At 45.3% G+C, this 20,158-nt stretch carries 19 protein-coding genes and 1 tRNA gene; 10 read left to right on the top strand and 10 right to left on the bottom strand.

Features of this window, described 5'->3' with window-relative positions; genetic code table 11:
* Position 1: 1 nt before the first annotated feature.
* Positions 2-214, bottom strand: a complete 213-nt coding sequence (locus BC343_RS09500) for a hypothetical protein (protein WP_143822126.1) — start codon at positions 212-214, stop codon at positions 2-4.
* A gap of 67 nt (positions 215-281) precedes the next feature.
* On the opposite strand from BC343_RS09500, the gene BC343_RS09495 reads away from it, so the two are divergent.
* On the top strand, positions 282-617 hold the full coding sequence (locus BC343_RS09495; protein WP_078347543.1) for a hypothetical protein: 336 nt from the start codon (positions 282-284) through the stop codon (positions 615-617).
* 11 nt (positions 618-628) lie between these two features.
* Here the strand turns inward: BC343_RS09495 and BC343_RS09490 are convergent, their stop codons facing one another.
* The 3 genes from BC343_RS09490 to BC343_RS09480 all read right to left on the bottom strand — a co-directional run bounded on the left by BC343_RS09490 (position 629) and on the right by BC343_RS09480 (position 3,556).
* Positions 629-2,110: a gliding motility-associated C-terminal domain-containing protein gene (locus BC343_RS09490; protein ID WP_078347542.1), complete on the bottom strand. Its 1,482-nt coding sequence runs from the start codon at positions 2,108-2,110 to the stop codon at positions 629-631.
* A 62-nt stretch (positions 2,111-2,172) separates the two neighbouring features.
* The gene (gene rlmF / locus BC343_RS09485) at positions 2,173-3,150 is read right to left on the bottom strand and encodes a 23S rRNA (adenine(1618)-N(6))-methyltransferase RlmF (protein WP_078347541.1); all 978 of its coding nucleotides are present in this window, start codon (positions 3,148-3,150) and stop codon (positions 2,173-2,175) included.
* Between the two features lie 49 nt (positions 3,151-3,199).
* The gene (locus tag BC343_RS09480) at positions 3,200-3,556 is read right to left on the bottom strand and encodes a winged helix-turn-helix transcriptional regulator (protein WP_078347540.1); all 357 of its coding nucleotides are present in this window, start codon (positions 3,554-3,556) and stop codon (positions 3,200-3,202) included.
* A gap of 112 nt (positions 3,557-3,668) precedes the next feature.
* Here BC343_RS09480 and BC343_RS09475 point away from each other — a divergent pair, with 112 nt between their 5' ends.
* The 4 genes from BC343_RS09475 to BC343_RS09460 all read left to right on the top strand — a co-directional run bounded on the left by BC343_RS09475 (position 3,669) and on the right by BC343_RS09460 (position 6,080).
* Positions 3,669-4,271: an FMN-dependent NADH-azoreductase gene (locus tag BC343_RS09475; protein ID WP_078347539.1), complete on the top strand. Its 603-nt coding sequence runs from the start codon at positions 3,669-3,671 to the stop codon at positions 4,269-4,271.
* Between the two features lie 96 nt (positions 4,272-4,367).
* Complete coding sequence (locus tag BC343_RS09470; protein WP_078347538.1) at positions 4,368-4,943, top strand: Crp/Fnr family transcriptional regulator; 576 nt, start codon at positions 4,368-4,370, stop codon at positions 4,941-4,943.
* A 123-nt stretch (positions 4,944-5,066) separates the two neighbouring features.
* On the top strand, positions 5,067-5,750 hold the full coding sequence (locus BC343_RS09465) for a type 1 glutamine amidotransferase domain-containing protein (RefSeq protein ID WP_078347586.1): 684 nt from the start codon (positions 5,067-5,069) through the stop codon (positions 5,748-5,750).
* 30 nt (positions 5,751-5,780) lie between these two features.
* The gene (locus BC343_RS09460) at positions 5,781-6,080 is read left to right on the top strand and encodes a putative quinol monooxygenase (protein WP_078347537.1); all 300 of its coding nucleotides are present in this window, start codon (positions 5,781-5,783) and stop codon (positions 6,078-6,080) included.
* A 79-nt stretch (positions 6,081-6,159) separates the two neighbouring features.
* On the opposite strand, the gene BC343_RS09455 is transcribed toward BC343_RS09460, so the two are convergent.
* Positions 6,160-6,735, bottom strand: a complete 576-nt coding sequence (locus BC343_RS09455) for a hypothetical protein (protein WP_162276845.1) — start codon at positions 6,733-6,735, stop codon at positions 6,160-6,162.
* 168 nt (positions 6,736-6,903) lie between these two features.
* Between BC343_RS09455 and BC343_RS09450 the strand changes: the two genes are divergently transcribed.
* Positions 6,904-8,082, top strand: coding sequence for a metallophosphoesterase (locus tag BC343_RS09450; protein WP_078347535.1), 1,179 nt, complete (start codon positions 6,904-6,906; stop codon positions 8,080-8,082).
* A gap of 63 nt (positions 8,083-8,145) precedes the next feature.
* Here BC343_RS09450 and BC343_RS09445 read toward each other — a convergent pair.
* Positions 8,146-8,217, bottom strand: a tRNA-Arg gene (locus tag BC343_RS09445).
* A gap of 83 nt (positions 8,218-8,300) precedes the next feature.
* Entirely contained in the window at positions 8,301-10,367 is a 2,067-nt protein-coding gene (gene metG / locus BC343_RS09440; RefSeq protein WP_078347534.1) for a methionine--tRNA ligase, read from the bottom strand.
* Between the two features lie 128 nt (positions 10,368-10,495).
* On the opposite strand from metG, the gene BC343_RS09435 reads away from it, so the two are divergent.
* Both BC343_RS09435 and BC343_RS09430 read left to right on the top strand, forming a co-directional pair.
* Positions 10,496-11,416, top strand: a complete 921-nt coding sequence (locus tag BC343_RS09435) for a S66 peptidase family protein (protein ID WP_078347533.1) — start codon at positions 10,496-10,498, stop codon at positions 11,414-11,416.
* 18 nt (positions 11,417-11,434) lie between these two features.
* On the top strand, positions 11,435-11,842 hold the full coding sequence (locus tag BC343_RS09430) for a DoxX family protein (RefSeq protein WP_078347532.1): 408 nt from the start codon (positions 11,435-11,437) through the stop codon (positions 11,840-11,842).
* Positions 11,843-12,158: 316 nt separating this feature from the next.
* Here the strand turns inward: BC343_RS09430 and BC343_RS09425 are convergent, their stop codons facing one another.
* The 3 genes from BC343_RS09425 to BC343_RS09415 are packed head-to-tail and all read right to left on the bottom strand — an operon-like array spanning position 12,159 to position 17,948.
* Entirely contained in the window at positions 12,159-13,175 is a 1,017-nt protein-coding gene (locus tag BC343_RS09425; protein ID WP_078347531.1) for a DUF1735 domain-containing protein, read from the bottom strand.
* 35 nt (positions 13,176-13,210) lie between these two features.
* Positions 13,211-14,668, bottom strand: a complete 1,458-nt coding sequence (locus BC343_RS09420; RefSeq protein WP_143822125.1) for a SusD/RagB family nutrient-binding outer membrane lipoprotein — start codon at positions 14,666-14,668, stop codon at positions 13,211-13,213.
* 37 nt (positions 14,669-14,705) lie between these two features.
* A complete protein-coding gene (locus BC343_RS09415) occupies positions 14,706-17,948 on the bottom strand; it encodes a SusC/RagA family TonB-linked outer membrane protein (RefSeq protein WP_078347529.1) in 3,243 nt (1,080 codons plus the stop codon).
* Between the two features lie 184 nt (positions 17,949-18,132).
* Between BC343_RS09415 and BC343_RS09410 the strand changes: the two genes are divergently transcribed.
* Entirely contained in the window at positions 18,133-18,468 is a 336-nt protein-coding gene (locus tag BC343_RS09410) for a PadR family transcriptional regulator (RefSeq protein ID WP_078347528.1), read from the top strand.
* Positions 18,469-18,495: 27 nt separating this feature from the next.
* Positions 18,496-20,157, top strand: coding sequence for a PspC domain-containing protein (locus BC343_RS09405; RefSeq protein WP_078347527.1), 1,662 nt, complete (start codon positions 18,496-18,498; stop codon positions 20,155-20,157).
* Position 20,158 lies beyond the last annotated feature (1 nt).

The raw sequence follows: 20,158 nt of genomic DNA, 5'->3' as shown, positions 1-20,158 counted from the left end.
GCTAAACTTTCTTTTCGGGATCGGGCGATTGGATGTCGTTTTCCAATTGATCCTTTTCAAAGGCTTTTTTGTCTTTGCGGTTGCGCGCTATTAGCCAAATGATCAAACCAATGGTAAGCAGCACTATTATCCCTATTTCTAACCCGTTGATTTGCATATAACTTAGCGCCACAATAGCCATGCCTAATGCGGTAAATGTTAAGCACTTACGCAACTGTTAACATAATAATAACATTGGTTTAATTTTGCGATAACCTATCTTTGCAGCATAATTTGCTGTTATGAAGAAAAATAAACTTAAAGTCTTAATTAAATCGGCACGTAAAGCTGCAACCCAAAGCATCAGGGCTTCACTCGCTATCCAACTAAAAGAGACTGCCGAAAAATTAGGCGCAACTTCTAAAAAAACCAATAAAGAAATAGAAAAAGCCGCTAAAAGCCTGGCAAAAAAAATAGCTGCTCAAATAAAGGTTGATAAAGGAGCAGTAGCAAAAGCTGCCGAAGCCGCCGAGGCTAAAGCTGTTGCGGAAAAACCTGCTGCTGCCGAGCCTGCAAAAGCCACCGCAACAAAAGCCCCCAAAGTTGCTAAACCCGAAGCTGAAAAAGCAAGTGCTTAACCATCCCGCTTTTACCGTATAATGGTAACTGACCCGGCCTGTGTTTTAGATTGGCCGAAGTTGATGAAATAATAATACACGCCGGATGGGCATGGCCCTCCGGCATTTGTTTTTCCGTCCCATTGCACAATAAAGCCTGTTGAGTTAAATACAATTTTTCCGTAACGGTTATACACACTTACTTTAGCATTCCTAAAGGCATCTACACCCGGAAACGCCCAGGTATCGTTTACGCCATCGCCATTGGGGGTAAACATGTTTACGATAACCCTCCTAACGGGAAGGGTGACATTATTAGTAAGCGGATCGGAGGTGATAGTGTTGCTAAGTGTGCAATCAACATTGCTCGTTAGTGTACAGGTAAGCACATCCCCGGGGGTAAGTTTATAAGCGGTATAAGTATCTGCATTGGTACCAACGTTTTGGCCGTTTATATGCCATTGGTAATTGGGCGCGCTGCCGCCATGCTTTATTGTTGCCTTGTAGGTAACTGAAACATCGATCTCAGCAGTTACCGATGCTATGCTTATTTCGGGTGTAACCGTTGGGGTGAAATGCACTGTCAACGGATCGCTCATGAAGGATGTAAAAGATTGGCAGACTTTTGCTGTACTTATTACGGTGCAGCTTACCTCGTCTCCATCTTTCAAATTTGAAGATGTGAATGTCTTTTTATCGCCATTGCCTGCGCCTACGCCATTTACAAACCATAAATAAACAGTAACATTCCCGGTATTAATGGGAAAAGCTTCGAAAGTAAGCGCGCTTCCTTCGCAAGGTGTAGTGGTAAGCAGGGCTATAGTTGCCGAGGGATTTTGGTTGGGCACGTCTTCAATAAAAATGGGGGCGCTCTCCACAACCGGGCGGGTAATACAATCATCGCTACTGGTCATCTCACAGGTTACTTTATCGCCTTTTTTTAACCCTATTGGTTTAAAAGGGGTAAGCACTTCGGTAACTACGGGCCCAACCGCCATACCATTAACCTTCCATTGGTAGGTAGGGTGTTCACCGTTATAAGTAGGCACACCGGTAAACGATGGTGTAGGAAAATCGGCACAAACCACATTAGAGGGCGTAGTTATTTTAATAAGCGGCTCTTTAAGTGCCGATATAGTAACCGAATTGGTTGTAACCTGGCATCCCTCGGTTGTTGTGATCTTCACGTAATAGGTTCCGGTTACGGGTGGGGTATAAACAAATGGCCCCGCCGATTGGGTAAGCACCAAAGTATTATTGCCTGTAAACCATTGAGCCATTGCTATGGGTGCAAAAGCTTCGGTACTTACCGATGCCTTCAGCTCGCTGCCTATACAAGTGGTGCCGGTTAGGTTACCAATAGCGGTGCAGGCATTAGTGCGCTTTGGGCGCTCCTTTTTGGTGGTATCCTGTTGTTGGGCGCTATTACGCATATTGCGCCCATAGCCCTCGCCGGTAAAGGCAAAAATGCACAACAGCAATAAAATAAAAGGTGCAGCAAAGCCGGGCCTCACGTAAATGGGTTAATTGGTACCCATAAAATTAAGAATGTTCCGTAGATTTTAGCCGGACGATGTTAAATCTTTTGTATTCCTGTTTTCCAGTTAGCGTTACGCCAGGTGCGTTGCGCGGGCTCGCTCAAAAACGTCCAGGCTACTACGCGGCTTACCTTTTGGCCCTGGTGCATTTCAATAGTTTTAACCTCTAAAGCTTTTACCTTGCTTAAGGCACGGTATACTGCAGCAAGGCTGTCTTTTTTTGATACGAGCGTGGTAAACCAAAGCACCTTATCAGCAAACAGCAGGCTTTGCTCGGCCATGTAACGTATAAAACCAATCTCGCCGCCGGGGTACCAAAGCTCTGCATTTTTACCACCAAAATTTAGCTGCGCCTTTTGCGGGCGGCCGTTATTCAGGTTTTGCAGTTTTTTGAGTGTACCGGCTTGTGCCTCTTGTGCCGAAGCATGAAAAGGCGGGTTACACATGGTGATATCGTACAATTCACCCTGCGTAATAGCACCTTTAAAAACATTGGCCTTATTGCTCTGCGGGCGAATTTTAATTGCGCCGCTAAGCGTTGGGTTATTACTCACAATTTTATTTGCCGAGCGGATAGCTTCGGCATCTGTATCGGTACCGGTAAATTGCCAGCCGTATGCGCTGTGCCCAATAATAGGGTATACGCAGTTGGCCCCAACACCTACGTCTAATACACGGATGCTTTTTCCGGTAGGTATATTACCACCGTTTCCTTCGGCTAACAAATCGGCAAGGTAATGTATATAATCGGCACGGCCGGGTATGGGCGGGCAAAGGTAACCGTCGGGGATATCCCAGTAGCTTAACCCGTAATAGCTTTTCAGCAATGCACTGTTAAGTTCTTTAACCGCATCAGGGTCAGCAAAGTTTATAGATTCTACGCCGGCAGGGTTAGGGCGCACAAAATCTGCCAATGCCGGCGAGGCTTTTACCAGCGCGGCAAAATCGTAGCCAGCACGGTGTAAATTCCTTGGGTGTAAACTTTCCTTTTCGGCGGGCTTATCGGCTGCTGGCATACGCGTTATTTTAGTGTAGGGGCAAATATCGGTATTATGTTACAAAAAACTACCGTTCGCTCCGCAGCTTGTCGCGATGCATGGTGCCCCACTCCATCAGGGCCTTTAATATATCGCTCAGTGTATCGGCATAAGGCGTAATATGGTATTCTACCACCACCGGTGTTTGGGCTATCACCTCGCGCTTTACAAAGCCGTTCAACTCCAGCTCCTTTAATTCGGCAGATAATACCCGCGCCGAAATACCATCGATAGACCGCTGTATCTCGTTAAAACGCGTGTACCCTTCGCGGAGGGCAACAATTACGCGCAGCTTCCATTTGCCGCCAATAACGTATAATGCATCGGCAACCGATGTCATGGCTGCGTTGCACTTCACAGCATCCCTTCCCCACTCTTGGCTCATAAGTAATTGATATTAAGAAAAGTATACAAAAGGTTAGTACTAACCTTTTGTATACTACTAACTTTTTATTAGCAAAGGTAGGTAGATTTGCGGGTATTAAAACAATAACGCCATGAAAAAAATATTGCATATTCTATCGAGCCCGCGCGGTGCCGCCTCGGTAAGCATACAGTTGGGCAACGCCATTGTAGAAAAAATTAAAGCCGCCTACCCGGGCAGTACCGTTACTGAGCGCGACCTGGTAAACGAGCATTTCCCACATCTGGAAGAAAGCCACCTGGCATCATTTTTCACCCCGCCTGATGCCCGCACGCCGGAACATGTTGAAGCCGTAAAGCACTCCGACCAGGCCATACAGGAAATTAAGGATGCAGATATAATTGTAATTGGTGCGCCCATGTATAACTTCAGCATCCACTCGGCGCTGAAGGCATGGCTTGATCATGTAGTACGTTCGGGCCAAACCTTTAAGGTAGAAGGGCATACCGCCACCGGCCTTGTCACCGGCAAAAAAGTATACGTGGCCATATCTTCGGGTTTTGTGTATTCCGACGGGCCCATGAAATCAATGGATTTTATTGAACCCTACCTGCGCAGTATGCTGGGCTTTATAGGGATGACGGATGTTGACTTTGTGAGAGCAGAAGGCACCAACGTACCCGATCTGAAAGACAATGCTTTGGAAAAAGGTATTGACAGCGTGATGGTAGCGTAGGGCATTCCCCCGGCGGGCAGTACCGTACAGGTATTGCCCGTTTTACTTATAATGGTTGTATCGGCCGAATTTGCTACCTTAGGTTACTAATCGCCTATGGACAAACTACGCAAACACCTGGAAGAAATTATTGCCCTTAGCGACGAGGAATTTGAGTACATCAAAACGTTCTTTGTACCTAAGCGCGTGAAAAAGCACCAATACCTCATACAGGAAGGCGACCAGGCAAATTTAGAATACCTCATTCTCTCGGGCATTTTCAGGATGTTTTACCTCGATAGCGAGGGCAAAGAATACATTGTACAATTTGCGGGCGAAAACTGGTGGATGGCCGATTACCAGGCCTATTTTAACGCGAAGAAAGCGACCCTGCACATCACCTGCATGGAAGATGCCGAAGTACTTTGCCTAAACCTTGCCGGCCGCGAGAAACTTGCTGCCGGCCTGCATAAGATGGAGCATTTCTTCCGCGTAAAACTCACCAAGGGCTACACCGCCCAGCACCGCCGCATTATCTCCCTGCTATCAAGCACGCCGCAACAACGCTACGAGGAGTTTGGCCTGTTGTACCCGCACCTGATGCAAAAGATTCCCAAAAAATATATTGCCGAATACCTGGGCGTAAGCCGCGAAACGCTGAGCAGGCTGTATACCAACAGCAAAGGCCGATAGTACGTTTACCGCTGTGACTTTTGTCACACTTTTTTAGTGATTTGCCTCCTCGTAGCAGGGTACCTCAAATGGCGAAATTTGAAATATCAAAACAACAAATTGAACATTTTAAATTTTATAGCCATGAAAAAGAGAATATTGATTATTGCATCAAGCGCCAACACAATTGGCCCCAATAACCGCAAAACAGGCAGCTTCCTTACCGAAATTGCCCACCCTTACCAAACCTTTAAAAAACAAGGTTACGATATAGACATTGTGAGCATTAACGGCGGCGAGGCCTCGCTGGATGGCATGTTCGAAAAAGATGAAGAACTAAACACTGCCTTCCTTACCGGCGACGGTTTGCAAAAAATGCAGCATACCCTTCCGCTTAGCGAAGTAAACGTTGCCGATTATGATGCCGTTTTCGTTCCCGGCGGTTTGGCACCTATGGTTGATATGCCCGATAACAAATTGGTGCAAGCGGCCATTGCCTCCACTTACGAACGCGGCGGTGTTGTGGGCGCGGTTTGTCATGGGCCGGTATCGTTGCTTAATGTTAAACTAAGCGATGGCAGCTACCTTATCAACGGTAAAAACATCACTTCGTTCAGCAATGCAGAAGAAGAAAACTATGCGCAAGATGATGTACCTTTCTTGTTAGAGAGCGCTTTGAGGAATAACGGCGCCAATTACAGCTCAGTTGCTGTATGGCAGCCATACAGCATCGCCGACGGCAACCTGGTTACCGGCCAAAACCCGGCATCGGCCACAGGCGTCGCCGAAAAAATGATAGCCGTTTTAGAGGCTGTTGAAGTTTTATAAATTATTGCATCACTATAAAAGATCATAAAAATGGAACAGCAACCCATACATGTATTTGCCAAATGGCGTGTTCAGGATGGCAAATTAGATACCGTGCTTGCTCTACTTAACCAGGCAGCAATCCAAAGCCGGCAGGAAGAAGGCAACCTTTTTTACCGCCTGCACCAAAGTACTACCGATGCCAACACCATCGTGCTCTTTGAGGGTTACGCCAACGAAGAGGCGCTGGCGGCACACCGTAGTTCGGAACATTTCCAAACAGTAGTGGTAGGGCAAATAGTCCCGCTACTGGCCGAACGGGAAGTTACCGTGACAACAGAGTTGATATAATTTGATAATTGGTTTGAGTTTGTAAGAAAGGCCGCGCCGTGGAGGGCGCGGCCTTTATTTGTTGCCGATAAGCAATGCCTTAACTCTGGCGTTCTGCTTGCTTCGGTTGAAAGTCTTCAGCATTTGTAAAGTAATGCAGTGCTAAAACCAGCAATATCATGGTGGCGAAGGTAATTTTCTGCATCACAGGCAGATAAGTTAAACTTCGCGTTCCGTACATGTAAAGGGTGGCGGAAAATATCGCCAGGCAAATAATACACAGGGCTTTGAACGCATGCAATCGCGACCGGAGTATAAAAACTGTGATGTAAAATATGCTGATGAGGTACATGGTACTCGCCACCGTTATCATGGCGTCGTGCAGAGGTGTAGCTATTAAAAAAGTAAATATCATACCACTGGCGCCTACATATTTTATGATGTTAGAAGCGCCCTTTGTGGGTATCCTCTCCGAAAATGCCACGAAAAATGTAGCAAAGCCCGCCGATAAAAAAATCATACCTGCAACGGCCCACCAGCGTGCACCATTGTCGCTACCATTTATTGCAGTGGGACCGAAAAGGTTACTGATGTAGTTGTTACCCCAACTGTACCCTATCGAGTGTTTATCTACCTGCGAGCCGCCGGGATAGTGGAGTGTGGCAGTAACCAGCAAGGTTATTGCAATTAAGATAAGAAGCAATATAAGGTGTTTACGGGCCATTGTAGAGTACGAATATAAGCAATATGGCATTTGGAGCCTGATGACCTGTTTTCATTTAAAATATTTTGCCTGCTCAATCGTCTGCGTACTTACAGGTACCTTTTTGTACCACATAACAATATGGCAAAGCGCATTCCCCTAATATTTTTACTTTGGTTTTTTACCGATTTTTATTTCTTACACGCATTACAAACTTTGTTTGGCGAAGCCCCATGGTTAAGCCTGTACTGGGCTATCGATTTTGCGTTGATGGGCGGCCTAATTGCCGCAATGTTTATCCAGCGTGGCTCAAAACTTCAGCAAAGGCTAATTGCAATAGTAATGGGCTTAATGCTACTGGCTTTTATTCCGCGGTTGGTTGCATTGCCGATTCTCTTGCTCGAAGATATCACACGCATATTCCGCGGCTTCCCCGCCCGAAGTACTTGGGTTAGCCAACTGGCCTTTGGCATTTCGGCCATTGTATTTTCGGTTGTACTGTTTGGCATTACCCGCGGAAAACATTTTTACCGGTTACGCAAAGAAACCATTACATTTCCCGACCTGCCCGAAGCATTCGACGGCTTCACCATCACACAAATAACCGATGTGCATGCCGGCAGTTTTACCGATGCTACGGGCGTTCAAAAGGGGCTCGACCTGGTAAATGCCCAACACAGCGACGTAGTACTTTTTACCGGCGACCTGGTAAATAACCGCGCGTCGGAAATGGAACGATGGATACCTGCTTTCTCCGGATTAAAAGCGCCAATGGGTAAATTTTCCATCCTTGGCAACCACGACTACGGCGACTACACCCAATGGGAAAGCGCCGAAGCCAAACGAGCAAACCTTAACAGGCTTAAACAAGTCCACACCGAAATTGGCTTTCGTTTATTGCTCGATGAAGCCGTTAACCTCAAAAAAGGCGATGATTCCATCTCGCTAATAGGCGTAGAGAATTGGGGCAAGGGCGGTTTCCACCAATATGGCGATTTGAATAAGGCAACCGCTAACGTTCCTGCAGATGCTTTCAAAGTGTTAATGTCGCACGACCCCTCGCATTGGGAAGGAGTAACGTTAGATCATCAAAAACATATCCATTTAACGCTATCCGGGCATACGCACGGCATGCAGTTCGGCATCGATTTTTTAGGTATTAAATGGAGCCCTATACAATACGTATACAAGCAGTGGGCCGGGCTATACCAAAAAGCCGGTAAGTATTTATATGTTAACCGCGGCTTCGGCTTTTTAGGTCTTAAGGGAAGGATAGGCATGTGGCCGGAAGTGGCGGTGGTTACGTTGAGGAGGGGATAAATAGCCTCAGCATTAAAAGTAAAAAGCCTTCCGACTTATGTCGGAGGGCTTTTTACTTTCTTGTGGTCCCGACGAGAATCGAACTCATATCTAGAGTTTAGGAAACTCCTATTCTATCCGTTGAACTACGGGACCGTTATTATAAGAAATGCAAAGGTGCAAATTTCAGATGATTTGCCAAAATCATTTACACATCTGAAATTTGCACACCCGAACATCTATCGGGTTACCGCACCATTATGCATATTGTCTATAGGCGCTACAAAACTTAGTTTGCCCTCGGCATTCTCGGCCATCAGTATCATCCCTTGCGACATGATGCCTTTTATTTCTCTTGGCTCCAGGTTTACCAATATGCTTACCTGCTGGCCGATGATGGCTTCGGGCTCGTAATGCTCGGCAATGCCCGATACTACGGTGCGCTGGTCGATGCCGGTATCAATGGTTAGCTTTAGCAGTTTCTTTGTTTTGGCTACTTTCTCGGCGGTTAGGATAGTACCGGTGCGGATATCCATGGCGGCAAAGTTATCAAAGCTGATGTTGGCCTTAGCAGGAGCAACCGGCGCTACTACTTTGGCAACAGCTTCCTGTTTCTTGTCTGCTAATTTTTGTATTTGTGCTTCAACAGCTTCGTCCTCTACCTTGGCAAACAGCAATACTGCAGGGTTTAATTGGTGCCCGTTGGCAAATTCCATCTCCTGGTCAAATGCTATCGCATCCTTATTTAGCATACCGAATATTTTTGTTGCAGTAGCCGGCAAAAAGGGTTGCAGGCATGTAGCGATGTGCCCAACCAATATCAAGTTGTTGTGTAGTGCTATTTTAGCGGCTTCGGGGTCGGTTTTAATAGCTTTCCATGGTTCCTGTTCGGTAAGGTAACGGTTACCCATACGTGCCATATCCATTACGTTTTGTAAGGCAGCACGGAAACGGTAGCTCTCCAGATTTTTGCCCAGCTCATCGTAGTACCCACCCAGTTCTTCGTTTATCTTCTCGTCGGTAAGTTTAATAACGGCTTCGCTGCTTTCTATTTTGCCATCATAGTACTTGTGCATCAGCACCAGTATACGGTTTACGTAGTTACCCAAAATAGCCACCAACTCGTTGTTCACACGCGCCTGGTAATCTTTCCAGGTAAACTCGCTGTCGCTGGTTTCGGGCAATATCGATGTTAATACGTAACGCAGCTCATCCTGTTTGCCCGGGAACTCCTCCAGATACTCGTGCAACCAAACAGCGTGGTTGCGTGAGGTGGAAAGCTTATCGCCTTCCAAATTCAAAAACTCGTTGGCCGGCACATTCTCCGGTAAAATATAATCGCCGTGTGCTTTTAATATCGCCGGGAAAATAATGCAATGGAATACAATATTATCCTTACCAATAAAGTGCATCAGGCAGGCATCGTCATCGCTGTTCTCCTGCTTCTTCCAGTATTGCTGCCAATCTTTACCGTTGTCAATGGCCCATTGTTTGGTGGCAGATATGTAGCCAATAGGCGCATCCATCCAAACGTAAAGCTTTTTGCCTTTGGCTTCAGCAAGGGGTACGTCAATACCCCAATCCAAATCGCGCGTCATAGAGCGCGGCTGAAGCCCCGATTTTAACCATGAGCGGCATTGCCCAAACACGTTTACTTTCCACTCGCCTTCTTTCTCGTCTATCCATTTTTCCAGCCATGGCTGGTATTTATCGAGCGGTAAAAACCAGTGTTTAGTCGGTTTCAGCACGGGTGTTTTGTTGCTGAGGGTCGATATTGGGTTTATCAGGTCGGTTGGATTCAACGACGTACCACAGTTTTCGCATTGGTCGCCGTAGGCTCTATCGTTGCTGCAAACCGGGCAGGTACCGGTAATATAGCGGTCGGCCAAAAACTGGTCGAACTCCTCATCATAATACTGCTCCGAAAACTTCTCAACGAACTCGCCCTTTTCATACAAGTTCAAGAAAAACTCCTGCGATAGATCGTGGTGGATATCCGATGAGGTGCGATGGTAAATATCGAACGCGATACCGAACTCCTCAAAGCTATTCTTTATTTGGTTGTGGTATTTATCAATGATGGCCTGCGGGGTGGTGCCTTCTTTTTTTGCTTTGATGGTAATGGCAGCACCATGCTCGTCGGACCCGCAAATGTATACCACATCCTTCTTCATCAGCCTCAGGTAGCGTACAAAAATATCGGCAGGAAGGTATGCACCGGCCAGGTGGCCAATGTGCAGCGGGCCGTTTGCGTAGGGCAGGGCCGAGGTAATAGTATATCTTTTATATTTATTAAGTTGCGGCATTAAGCAGGTATGTTTATTAATTTGCAAAGATAAATCTTTTAAGTCAGAAAAGTCCGAAAGACCATTGTCTGAAAGACTGAAGTTAAAAGATCGATACAAGCACTACTTACAATTATTCTTTCGGACTTATGCGGACTCCCGGACTTTCGGACTCAACCATCATTCCACCATATCTCAAAAAAGGCGATAAAGTAGTTATCACTTGCCCAGCTAAAAAGCTCCCTTTCCCCATGACAGATGCTATTGCCCTGCTGCAAAGCTGGGGTTTGGAGGTAGTACTGGGCGAAACGGTAACAGCTTCTTATAACCAATTTGCCGGCGACGACGAATTGCGCGCGCGAGATATGCAGCGCTTTATTGATGATAACAGCATTAAAGCCATTTTTGCTGCCCGCGGGGGCTATGGCACCATCCGGATGATAGATATGGTTGATTTCGGCAATATTGCTGCTAATCCGAAATGGGTGATTGGTTTCAGTGATATTACTTTATTACACTCCCACCTCATTAGTAATTATAATATTGCCTGCATACATGGACAAATGCCCCTGAATATTCCCGATGCTTCTGCTTATTCGTTAGAAACGTTACGGTTGGCACTATTTGGCGAAAACCTAAGCTATCAATTACCCTATACACCATTAAACCGCCCCGGCGATGCCGAAGGCATTTTAATAGGCGGCAACCTATCATTACTGGTGGCCACCAATGGCTCGGTAAGTGATGTGGACTACGGCAGTAAGATACTCTTCATTGAAGACGTTGGCGAATACCTTTACTCGGCCGACCGCATGTTACGCTGCCTTAAACGTGCCGGTAAACTCGGAAAACTGGCCGGGTTAATAGTTGGCGGTTTTACCGACATGAAGGATAACGATATCCCCTTCGGGCAAACCATCAACGAAATTATCCTGGATGTAGTAAAAGAATATACTTACCCCGTATGTTTCGATTTCCCTGCAGGGCATATCCCCAATAATTGCAGCCTGGTGTTGGGGCGAACCGCAAATCTCTCCGTAAAACAAGATGGCGCTACTTTAAGTTATTAAAATCAAAACTCCCTATATATGGCATATTTTACTTCGCTGAACAAATACAAAGATTTTGGCTTACTTATAATGCGCGTTGGTTTAGGCGCCATGTTTATTTATCATGGCTACCCCAAGCTAATGGGCGGTAAAGAAATATGGACCGGGCTTGGCGGCTCCATGAAATATGTTGGTATAACATTTTTGCCAATGATGTGGGGGCTACTGGCAGCACTTGCAGAAGCTGTGGGTGGTTTATTGCTTATTTTAGGGTTAGCGTTTCGCCCGGTATGCCTTGTGCTTATCATTAATATGATAGTAGCTGCAGCATCACATTTTGGGCAGGGCGACGGGCTTGGCGGCGCATCACATGCTGTTGAATTAGGCATTGTGTTTGCCGGTTTATTATTTATTGGCCCGGGCAAGTATAGTGTAGATAAAAAATAATTTCCTTTTACGATACTTAAATATGGCGTAAACCAATTTTCACTACCGATAAAAGTAGTAAGAGCACCTAATTGGGTTTTTACAAAAGCTAATTCCCAATATCTGCTTTATTATCAGTTTGCGTTTTATAAAGCGCCCCTGTAACAAGGTAAACCTGAAATATAGTGCTTACATCAACCGGTGCGCTCCAAATGCCGAAGCAACAATCGCCGATCTATACACCATCGCGCCCCCAAATCAAAAACTAATATATAAACAAAAGAAGCCGCTCTATATCAGAGCGGCTTCTTTAAGGTAAACTAAACCAGTTCGAGAATTATCTCGGACCGAGGTAAGTCCATTTTTCATCCCAACTTGTACGAACGTTAGGAGCAGCTGTAACAACGCTTGGTTGTTTCATGAAGTATTTTATAGTAACTACCTTAGTTGCTGCATCGTATTGGTTAGCACCCGAAGGGTCTAATGCCGCAGAACGGGTATTAGCAGCAGGTTGGCCGTAGTAATTCCTAACGGCTACAACTTTATCGGTTGCAGGGTCGAACTGAACAATAAGCGCGAACGAGCCATAGTTGCTCATAGCACCATTGTTGTTTATCAGCATATAGTTACCGCCGTAGTAATAGTTATCGTAAACCTCGCACTCGGTAGCCGAAATTGTACGTAGCTCATATTGCATTGGCGCGGGTGTACCATCAGCTTCACCATGTGCGCTAAGGTAATCGTTAACATGGGTAAGGTTAGAATTTGTTGCATCAACCATTGTACCCGTAAATGCATATGTACCATCCCATTTGTTTTTGATACCAATTGTAGAAATAATGGTATCCTTACCTGCATTAACGGTTAAACCAGCCGGATCAGAAACAGCATATGCGATCGCATAGCTTTCGGATGGGTCAAGCTTTGTACCATCAAGTTCTACCATAAATTTCTTAGCAAAGTCGCCGGGAGCAAAAGCTAATTCGGCACCGGTACCTTTTTGGCTCACTCCGGGTTGGGCCACCAAAGTATACGCGTCGCTGGGAAGTAAAGTATAATTAGTATGGTGCGCTGTATTGTAAGCAGTCAGGTCTATCCCACTCAATACAACTGTCACCGCTTTGTTGAGATCTGCACTGCTTGCTGCGTCTCTCCTTGCTGTAAACATCGTTACTACCTTCTTATCGGTAAAAGGAGAAAAAAACTGAGCCCTTATTTTGCCTTCGGTCAATCTAAAAAAAGACGTCCCTTTATCCTGAGACTGCGTTCCTTCATAAGCGTCTTTGCGGCAAGCGCTGAAGACGATCATTACAGAGAAAGCAAGAACCAGATATTTAATTAAAGTATTTTTCATGATTTTTAATTTTATCTTATTCTATAATCAAATGATTAATTTACATCCCACCAAAGTGGTGCATCCGGACCATAGTTAGGCGTTGCAGCCCTTGCAGCGGCCACGTTAGCACCATTGGTTTGGTCTTCGTTAGTATCGTAAATAAAGCGCAATGGAATTTTACCCGACGAAGTGGGAAGAGCATCCGGAGCTGGGTTAAGGGCAGGGTAGCCTTTTGGTGCAGCAGCTGTAGTGCTTTTACGCCAGATATTCCATGCCTGGTGGCCGTCAGGAAAACTTGCGATCCATCTTTGAAGAGTGATCTTACCAAAATCTGCTTCCGAACCATTACCGGCTAATGCAACTGCAGATTGGGTGTAGTAAGATGCGGCAGGAACTAAGCCCCACTGATCGTACGACAATCTAATACCTTCGTTGTACATAGCAGTCGTGTTCTCGCTCGTCCAACCAAGGTGCGCTGCTTCTGCACGCGCTAAAGCAACCTCAGCAGCAGTGATAATAGTGGCAGTAGCGTTGTTGTTAGTACGGAAATCGCCACGCAAAATACGAGCCCAGGTAGGGTTGTTCGTAGTAAAATCAATAGCTTTATTACGCTCCAAACCGTATTGCACACCAACTGTAGAAGACACAAATGCACCAGCAACTTCTTCCTGGTTGTTACCACCGTAAGTCTGCGACCTTCCATCAGCTAAACTAACTAACTGATCGGTCATCGTGTTAGCAACACCAAAGTCGGTACGACCATTGTATAGGTTATACCAAGGGCTAAAATACGCACCGGTGTAAGTAACATCCAAGTTGTCAGCATTGCTGGTTATACCGCCGCCTGCAAGTGCTTCTTTAAAAGCTGTTGCTGCATAATCGGCAGCACCCGGAACTTTTTTAGATAATTGAATAGCAACCAACATTCTCAACGAGTTTGCAGCTTTTTTCCATTGAGCCACATTACCGTTGTAAATAATATCGCCAGAGATAGTTGAACCATCGAACTCATTCACAGCTTCGCCCAATTTGGCAAGGATACCTTTATAAATGGTTTCCTGTGAATCGTATTTAGGAGCAGTTGCTTCCAAACCTTTAAGCGCTTCAGTGTAAGGAATATCTCCCCACGAATCTGTAAGTACCCAAAAAATGTACTGCTGTAATATTTTAGCAACAGTAGAGGTGTTTTTGCTGGTACCCAGGTTAATAATATTCTGCAAATCGTAAAGCTGTCCGTTGTAAGAGCCGGTGAAGGCATTTTGCGGCAAAGCATATAACGAAACGCTCGAATACTGTGTTTCAGCAAAATACTGTGCGTACTGGCCACCAGAGATGGCCGTTGTGCCCGTAGTTGCGTAGGTGGTAATGTTAACCTCTACGTTGGTTAATAGCGCACCAACCTGCGGGGTAGTTGTTGCATTTGGGTTGTTATTCGTATCCCCAAATTTCTTACAGCCTGCAGCACCCCATACCAAAGCGGTTGTAAGCGCGTATATATATATCTTTTTCATTTTTCTCTTTGTTTTAATTTTTACCTGTTTCAAGTAATTAGAAGCTCATCCTTAAGTTAAAACCAAAGGCCCTGGTACCAGGTAACTGGCCCGACTCACCCTGAACAGCACTAACTTGCGAAGGATCGAAATCTTTCGTTTTGGTGTAAAGCAGGAACAAATCGCGGCCTACTAATGAGAAGTTCGCATTTTTGATGTATTTAGCAATACCCAATTTAGCAACCGGGATACGGTAACCAATTGAAAGCTCACGAAGTTTTACGAAGGTAAGATCGTAAATGAATTCGTCTATAGTTTTGTTGTTGAAGATACCCTGGTAGTAGGCTTTTGCATCTACATAGAAACTTACTGGGTTACCGTTAGCATCAACGCCTGTTGTATGAACACCACCGCCATCAGCAACAGCATCACGTACAGGGTTACCTTTATCGTTAAGCGCTGCAGTACGAGCAGTTAAACCACTAAACGAACCGAAGGCGTTTGATAACGAAGCAAATTTACCACCGAATTGGTAGTCGATGTTTACGTTAAGGGTGAAGTCTTTAAACACAGTGAACGAGTTTTGCAAACCACCGGTGTGCTTTGGCAATACACTACCAAAGTAAACGTTAGGATCTTGCTGATAGAAACCGTTAGCATTCAGGATTGGCACACCTGCTGAGTTGCGCAGGATACCACCGCCATATAATTGGCCCCATTCTTTACCAGCCTGGTGAACAAGTTGTGGCAAGTTAGAGAATGTTACACCCTGGCCTGTTACGATACGGTTAGTGTTGTATTTAGGAGCAACTTCAACAACTGTATTCCTGATCAGGTTAGAATAAGTAGCGTTGAAAGACCACCTGAAGTTAGTTAAGCTAACCGGAGTTGCTTCCAATTTAAGGTCTAAACCTTTACGTTTGATCAAACCGATGTTAGTTAAGATAGAAGAGAAACCGCTGGCACCGTTAACACTAAGCGTAGTAGGGAAATCTCTGTCAGTACCTTCCCAGTAAGTAGCCATTAAACCAATACGGTCGTTAAGGAAACGCAAGTCTAAACCCAACTCTTTCTGAGTAGATACTGCACCATGTATAGCAGGGTCAACAAATTGGTCTGGCGTACCCATCAGGATGTTGCCATTGAATTTGTTCGAAGGAACTGCATAGGCCATACCCGGATAACGGGCAAAACCAAAAGTTTCGGTTTGCTCACCCAGAGCGTTAGGAATCTCACCCCAAGATGCCCTCAATTTACCATAACTCAACCAGCTGCCAACTTTATCTTTAAGCAATTCGGTGAAAACGAATGAACCACCGAATGATTTTGATAATACCGCGTTATCGTCTTTAGGTAAAGTTGAGAACCAATCGTTACGGATAGTACCGTTCAGGAAGATCATATCTTTCCAGCCAAATGAAGCAGTTCCTAAAACGGCATTGTACCTTTCTCTTGTTCTACCATTGAATACCTGTGCTGGGTTAACTGAATTACCCAAGGTAAACAGGTCATCAACACCTAAACCCTGGTCGGTGTTACCACCGTTATCTTTGTAGGTCCAGTTGTAGCTATCAGTACCAACGTTGGCGTTGATAGAGAAATCGCTTACCTTTTTGTTGTAAGTTGCCAGGAACTCGTAGTTCTCGCGGTTAGAGTAAGAGTTGCTTGTTGAGTAAGCACCTTTACGACCGGTTTGAGTTTGGCTGTATTTCAGGATTGAGTACTCTCTGATCTCGCCCCAGGTAGTTGTTTGGTTCTTACGGTAAGTACCCCTGATGCTTAGGTCGCTGTTGATTTTGTAAGTCAAAGCGATGTTACCATATAAACGGTCGCGGTTGTTCACTTGTTTGTAGTAATCCTGGTAAGTGTAAGGGTTGTACCAGTAGTTACCTGCGTAAAATGCGCTTGGGCTTGCAGGGTTGTATGAACCCGGGTTCAAGTGGTTCCAGCTCACTAAAGTACCATCAGGAGATTTAAGGTCTTTCAACTCTTTCATGATGCCCATGTCAATATCACGGTGCATCCACTGGTTGAAGTTACCGGCACTTTGGTTAGCGTAACCGTCATCAATCTGGCCATTAACTTTTTGGTTGACGTAGTTAATGTTAGTAGATAAAGTGAAGTGTTTGTTAAGGTCAACGTTAGCGTTGATGTTCAAAGTATTCTTTTTCAGGTTTTGAGTTGGGATCAAACCTTGAACATATTGATTACCGTAACCTAATTTGAAATTGTAATCGTCAGCTGCCTTGTTGAAGGTAATGTTGTTGTTCAACAATACGCCGGTTTGGAAGAAATCTCTAATGTTATTTGGTTGCGGCGTTAAAGCAGTAGTTTTGAAAGAGTATGGGGTACCGGCAGCCCATGCATACCATGGAATGTACTGTTGCCCAACCATTTTAGGGCCCCAGCTCGAGTCATCGCTATAATCCGGATAGTATGCGCCGCTCAAAGCTTTCCAGCCTTCCGGGTCACCAACTTTCCAGGTGTACTCGGTAAGGTCGGCGTTAGCACCACCCATGTAAGTATCCTGGTAGTTAGGCAATACGTACACTTTATCAAACTGAGCACCAAGGTTCAGGTCGATACCAAGGCCACCGTTTTTCTTACCTTTTTTAGTGGTGATTACGATTACACCGTTAGCACCTTGAGAACCGAACTGCGCAGAAGCAGCAGGGCCTTGCAGTACCGAAACGTCTTCGATATCATCAGGGTTCAAGTCATCAGAGTTAGGAAGCACAGTACCGTCAACAACGTACAAAGCACCCCTACCTGTACCAAAACCGGTTGCACCACGTAAACGAACCTCAGTTTGCCTGCCCAATGCAGCTGTAGACTGGCTACGAACCTGGATACCGGCAACTTTACCCGCAAGGGCGTTGTTAAGGTTTGTTTGGCGTACAGTGTTCAGTGCAGCAGCACCAACCACCTGTGCAGAAGTTGAGTTAGCACGTGAGTTTTGCTTGATACCGGCAACACCCGTAACCACAACTTCGGTTAACTGGGCTGCGCTTGAAGCAAGAGAAACGTTAACCACATCGCCTGTGATATTAGCTGTTGATTTAGAGTAGCCAATAAAGGAGAAGGTTAATGATTTTGCTGTGGCTGGCACAGACAGGGTAAACTTACCCGAAACATTGGTTTGAACACCAATTGTAGTTCCTGTTACTGTAACACTTACCCCTGGCAACGGCAGGCCGTCATCTTTTGAGGTAACTGTACCAGTAATCGTACGATTTTGTGCATACACCTGTGTTACGCATAACATCAGGAAACACAAACTTACTAGTAGAAGTTTTTTCATGTTTGTTAATAATAAGATCAGTTAATAGTTAATTAATCATAAAAGTAGTGTTACGATGCCAATAAATCAAATAATTTTTAAAAAAAAGGAGCCTTTTGTTAAAAAAAGTTAAAAGATGTAAAAAATGTCATAATTATAGTACTATGTATTGCATAATACATTCTTAAACATATATCTTTGCATTATGATTGTTGAGAACACCCAAACCCAAATGAGGAAAGGCATACTGGAGTATTGCATACTTTCCATTATTGCAAAGGGCGAGATATATGCTTCAGACATTATTGCTGAGCTAAAGAAGGCCCGCCTGCTTGTTGTTGAGGGTACATTATACCCCCTGCTAACCCGATTAAAAAACAATGGCCTGCTGGCCTATAACTGGGTAGAATCTACCTCGGGCCCGCCACGAAAGTACTATGTACTTAGCGATGAGGGCCGTAAGGTGCTCGAGCAGCTCGATGCCACCTGGCAGGAGCTTGCCTTTGCCGTACAAACCGCCATTGGCGACCGCAAAAACTAACCCCCTAACAACTATCACCACAATATCATGAATAAGACTATCATCATCAACATAAACGGCACCGTTTTTCATATAGAAGAGGATGCCTACGAAATACTGAAGGGTTATATGACGGCCGTAACCCGCCACTTTATGAACTCGGCCGACAGCCTGGAAATAACTACAGACATTGAAAACCGCATTGCCGAAATGTTTACAGAAATTTTAGCGGCAGAAGGCAAACAGGTTATTGTAGCGCAGGATGTGAATACCGTTGTGGGCCAAATGGGCTCGGTAGAAGATTTTGAGGCCGAAGAAGCCGGCGAAAAACCGGGTAGTGTTTACGGTTACGCCCCCGCTAACCGCCGCCTCTTCCGCGATGCCGATAACCATTTGGTTGGCGGGGTTGCTGCGGGTATATCCAACTACTTCGATATTGATTCGATTTGGGTGCGTTTGGCCTTTGTTATACTTAGCGCAGGCGGCGGTATTGGCCTGATGCTGTATATAATACTATGGATAGTAGTCCCCAAAGCCATTACCCGTGCCGACCGTATGGCCATGAAGGGCCAGCGCCTGGACCTGCAAGGCTTTAAAATGAACTTTGAGCAGGAACTGGGTACCGTAAAAGGAAACTTAGAGGCTCTGCGTTATGAGGCCAAACCATTAGCCTACAAAACACGCGATTTTGCCGGCGATGTGTTTTCGCACACCGGTACCTTTATTGGCGCTACAGCCAAGTTGCTTTTTAAAGTTATTGCTATAGCCCTGCTGGTAAGCTGTTTTGCTGCTATGGTGGGCTTGGTTATTGCCATTATTACCTTCCTTGTGTACGGCAACAACGCCCTTACCCATGTTTTCCCATTCAATATCGTAAACCGCGAAGCCAACATGACGTTCTTCGTATGCGGCTTTCTTACACTGGCGTTGCCGCTACTGGCTATTATATTGGTTATCATCAATTCGGTTTTCCGCAGCAATACTATTGGCCGCACTACGGGTACAGCTTTGTTAATGGTATGGGTGGTTGCTATAAGCACCGTAATATATTATACAGCAAAAGCCACTACCAATTTTAGAGAGGGCGCAAGCTTTAGTCAAACTATTAGCCTGAAGCCACAAGCCGACAGCACCTTCTATTTAAAATTGAACGATATAAAATACCTGACCCATGAAGACAGCGTGCACCTGCAGATAAAGGACAAATTTGACGGGCGTGTTATTTTAGATGACGATGACGATAACAATATGGATATGCCGGATAAAAACATCGATATCTATATTGAAAAAGCCGATGTTCCGCAGCCTGTACTGGTAGAATCATTCAGCGCCCGTGGCCGCGACTACGAAGAAGCCCTTTTGAACGCGCGTGGCATAAACTACCAGTTTGTGCAGGAAGGCAATGTGTTGAAGTTTAACCGCCGTATGGAGAAACGCGAAAGCGACTACTGGCGCGCACAGGAGCTTCACCTTACACTGAAAGTTCCGCTGAACTATAAACTGGTGATAGACCAAAGCCTCGACAGGTTTATGCACTCCGCCAGCATTTGGGAATGTAACCAAACCAACAAACGCGAAGGCTCATCTTCGGCAAAATTCATCATGACCGAAAATGGCTTGCAATGCAAGGTTGACACTTTAGTTATCACCCAACAGGTGTTAAAAACCAAAGCCGATACTACTACCGATACAGTTAAAACTGTTCAATAAA

Origin of the sequence: Mucilaginibacter pedocola (assembly GCF_002013915.1) — a bacterium.
GTDB classification, from domain to species: domain Bacteria; phylum Bacteroidota; class Bacteroidia; order Sphingobacteriales; family Sphingobacteriaceae; genus Mucilaginibacter; species Mucilaginibacter pedocola.
This window is presented reverse-complemented; position numbering and strand designations above follow the sequence as displayed.

Coding starts and splice junctions, on each gene's coding strand:
- BC343_RS09495 (WP_078347543.1), top strand. CDS start 282: ATGAAGAAAAATAAACTTAAAGTCTTAATTAAATCGGCACGTAAAGCT.
- rlmF (WP_078347541.1), bottom strand. CDS start 3,150: ATGCCAGCAGCCGATAAGCCCGCCGAAAAGGAAAGTTTACACCCAAGG.
- BC343_RS09480 (WP_078347540.1), bottom strand. CDS start 3,556: ATGAGCCAAGAGTGGGGAAGGGATGCTGTGAAGTGCAACGCAGCCATG.
- BC343_RS09475 (WP_078347539.1), top strand. CDS start 3,669: ATGAAAAAAATATTGCATATTCTATCGAGCCCGCGCGGTGCCGCCTCG.
- BC343_RS09470 (WP_078347538.1), top strand. CDS start 4,368: ATGGACAAACTACGCAAACACCTGGAAGAAATTATTGCCCTTAGCGAC.
- BC343_RS09465 (WP_078347586.1), top strand. CDS start 5,067: ATGAAAAAGAGAATATTGATTATTGCATCAAGCGCCAACACAATTGGC.
- BC343_RS09460 (WP_078347537.1), top strand. CDS start 5,781: ATGGAACAGCAACCCATACATGTATTTGCCAAATGGCGTGTTCAGGAT.
- BC343_RS09450 (WP_078347535.1), top strand. CDS start 6,904: ATGGCAAAGCGCATTCCCCTAATATTTTTACTTTGGTTTTTTACCGAT.
- metG (WP_078347534.1), bottom strand. CDS start 10,367: ATGCCGCAACTTAATAAATATAAAAGATATACTATTACCTCGGCCCTG.
- BC343_RS09435 (WP_078347533.1), top strand. CDS start 10,496: ATGCGGACTCCCGGACTTTCGGACTCAACCATCATTCCACCATATCTC.
- BC343_RS09430 (WP_078347532.1), top strand. CDS start 11,435: ATGGCATATTTTACTTCGCTGAACAAATACAAAGATTTTGGCTTACTT.
- BC343_RS09425 (WP_078347531.1), bottom strand. CDS start 13,175: ATGAAAAATACTTTAATTAAATATCTGGTTCTTGCTTTCTCTGTAATG.
- BC343_RS09420 (WP_143822125.1), bottom strand. CDS start 14,668: ATGAAAAAGATATATATATACGCGCTTACAACCGCTTTGGTATGGGGT.
- BC343_RS09415 (WP_078347529.1), bottom strand. CDS start 17,948: ATGAAAAAACTTCTACTAGTAAGTTTGTGTTTCCTGATGTTATGCGTA.
- BC343_RS09410 (WP_078347528.1), top strand. CDS start 18,133: ATGATTGTTGAGAACACCCAAACCCAAATGAGGAAAGGCATACTGGAG.
- BC343_RS09405 (WP_078347527.1), top strand. CDS start 18,496: ATGAATAAGACTATCATCATCAACATAAACGGCACCGTTTTTCATATA.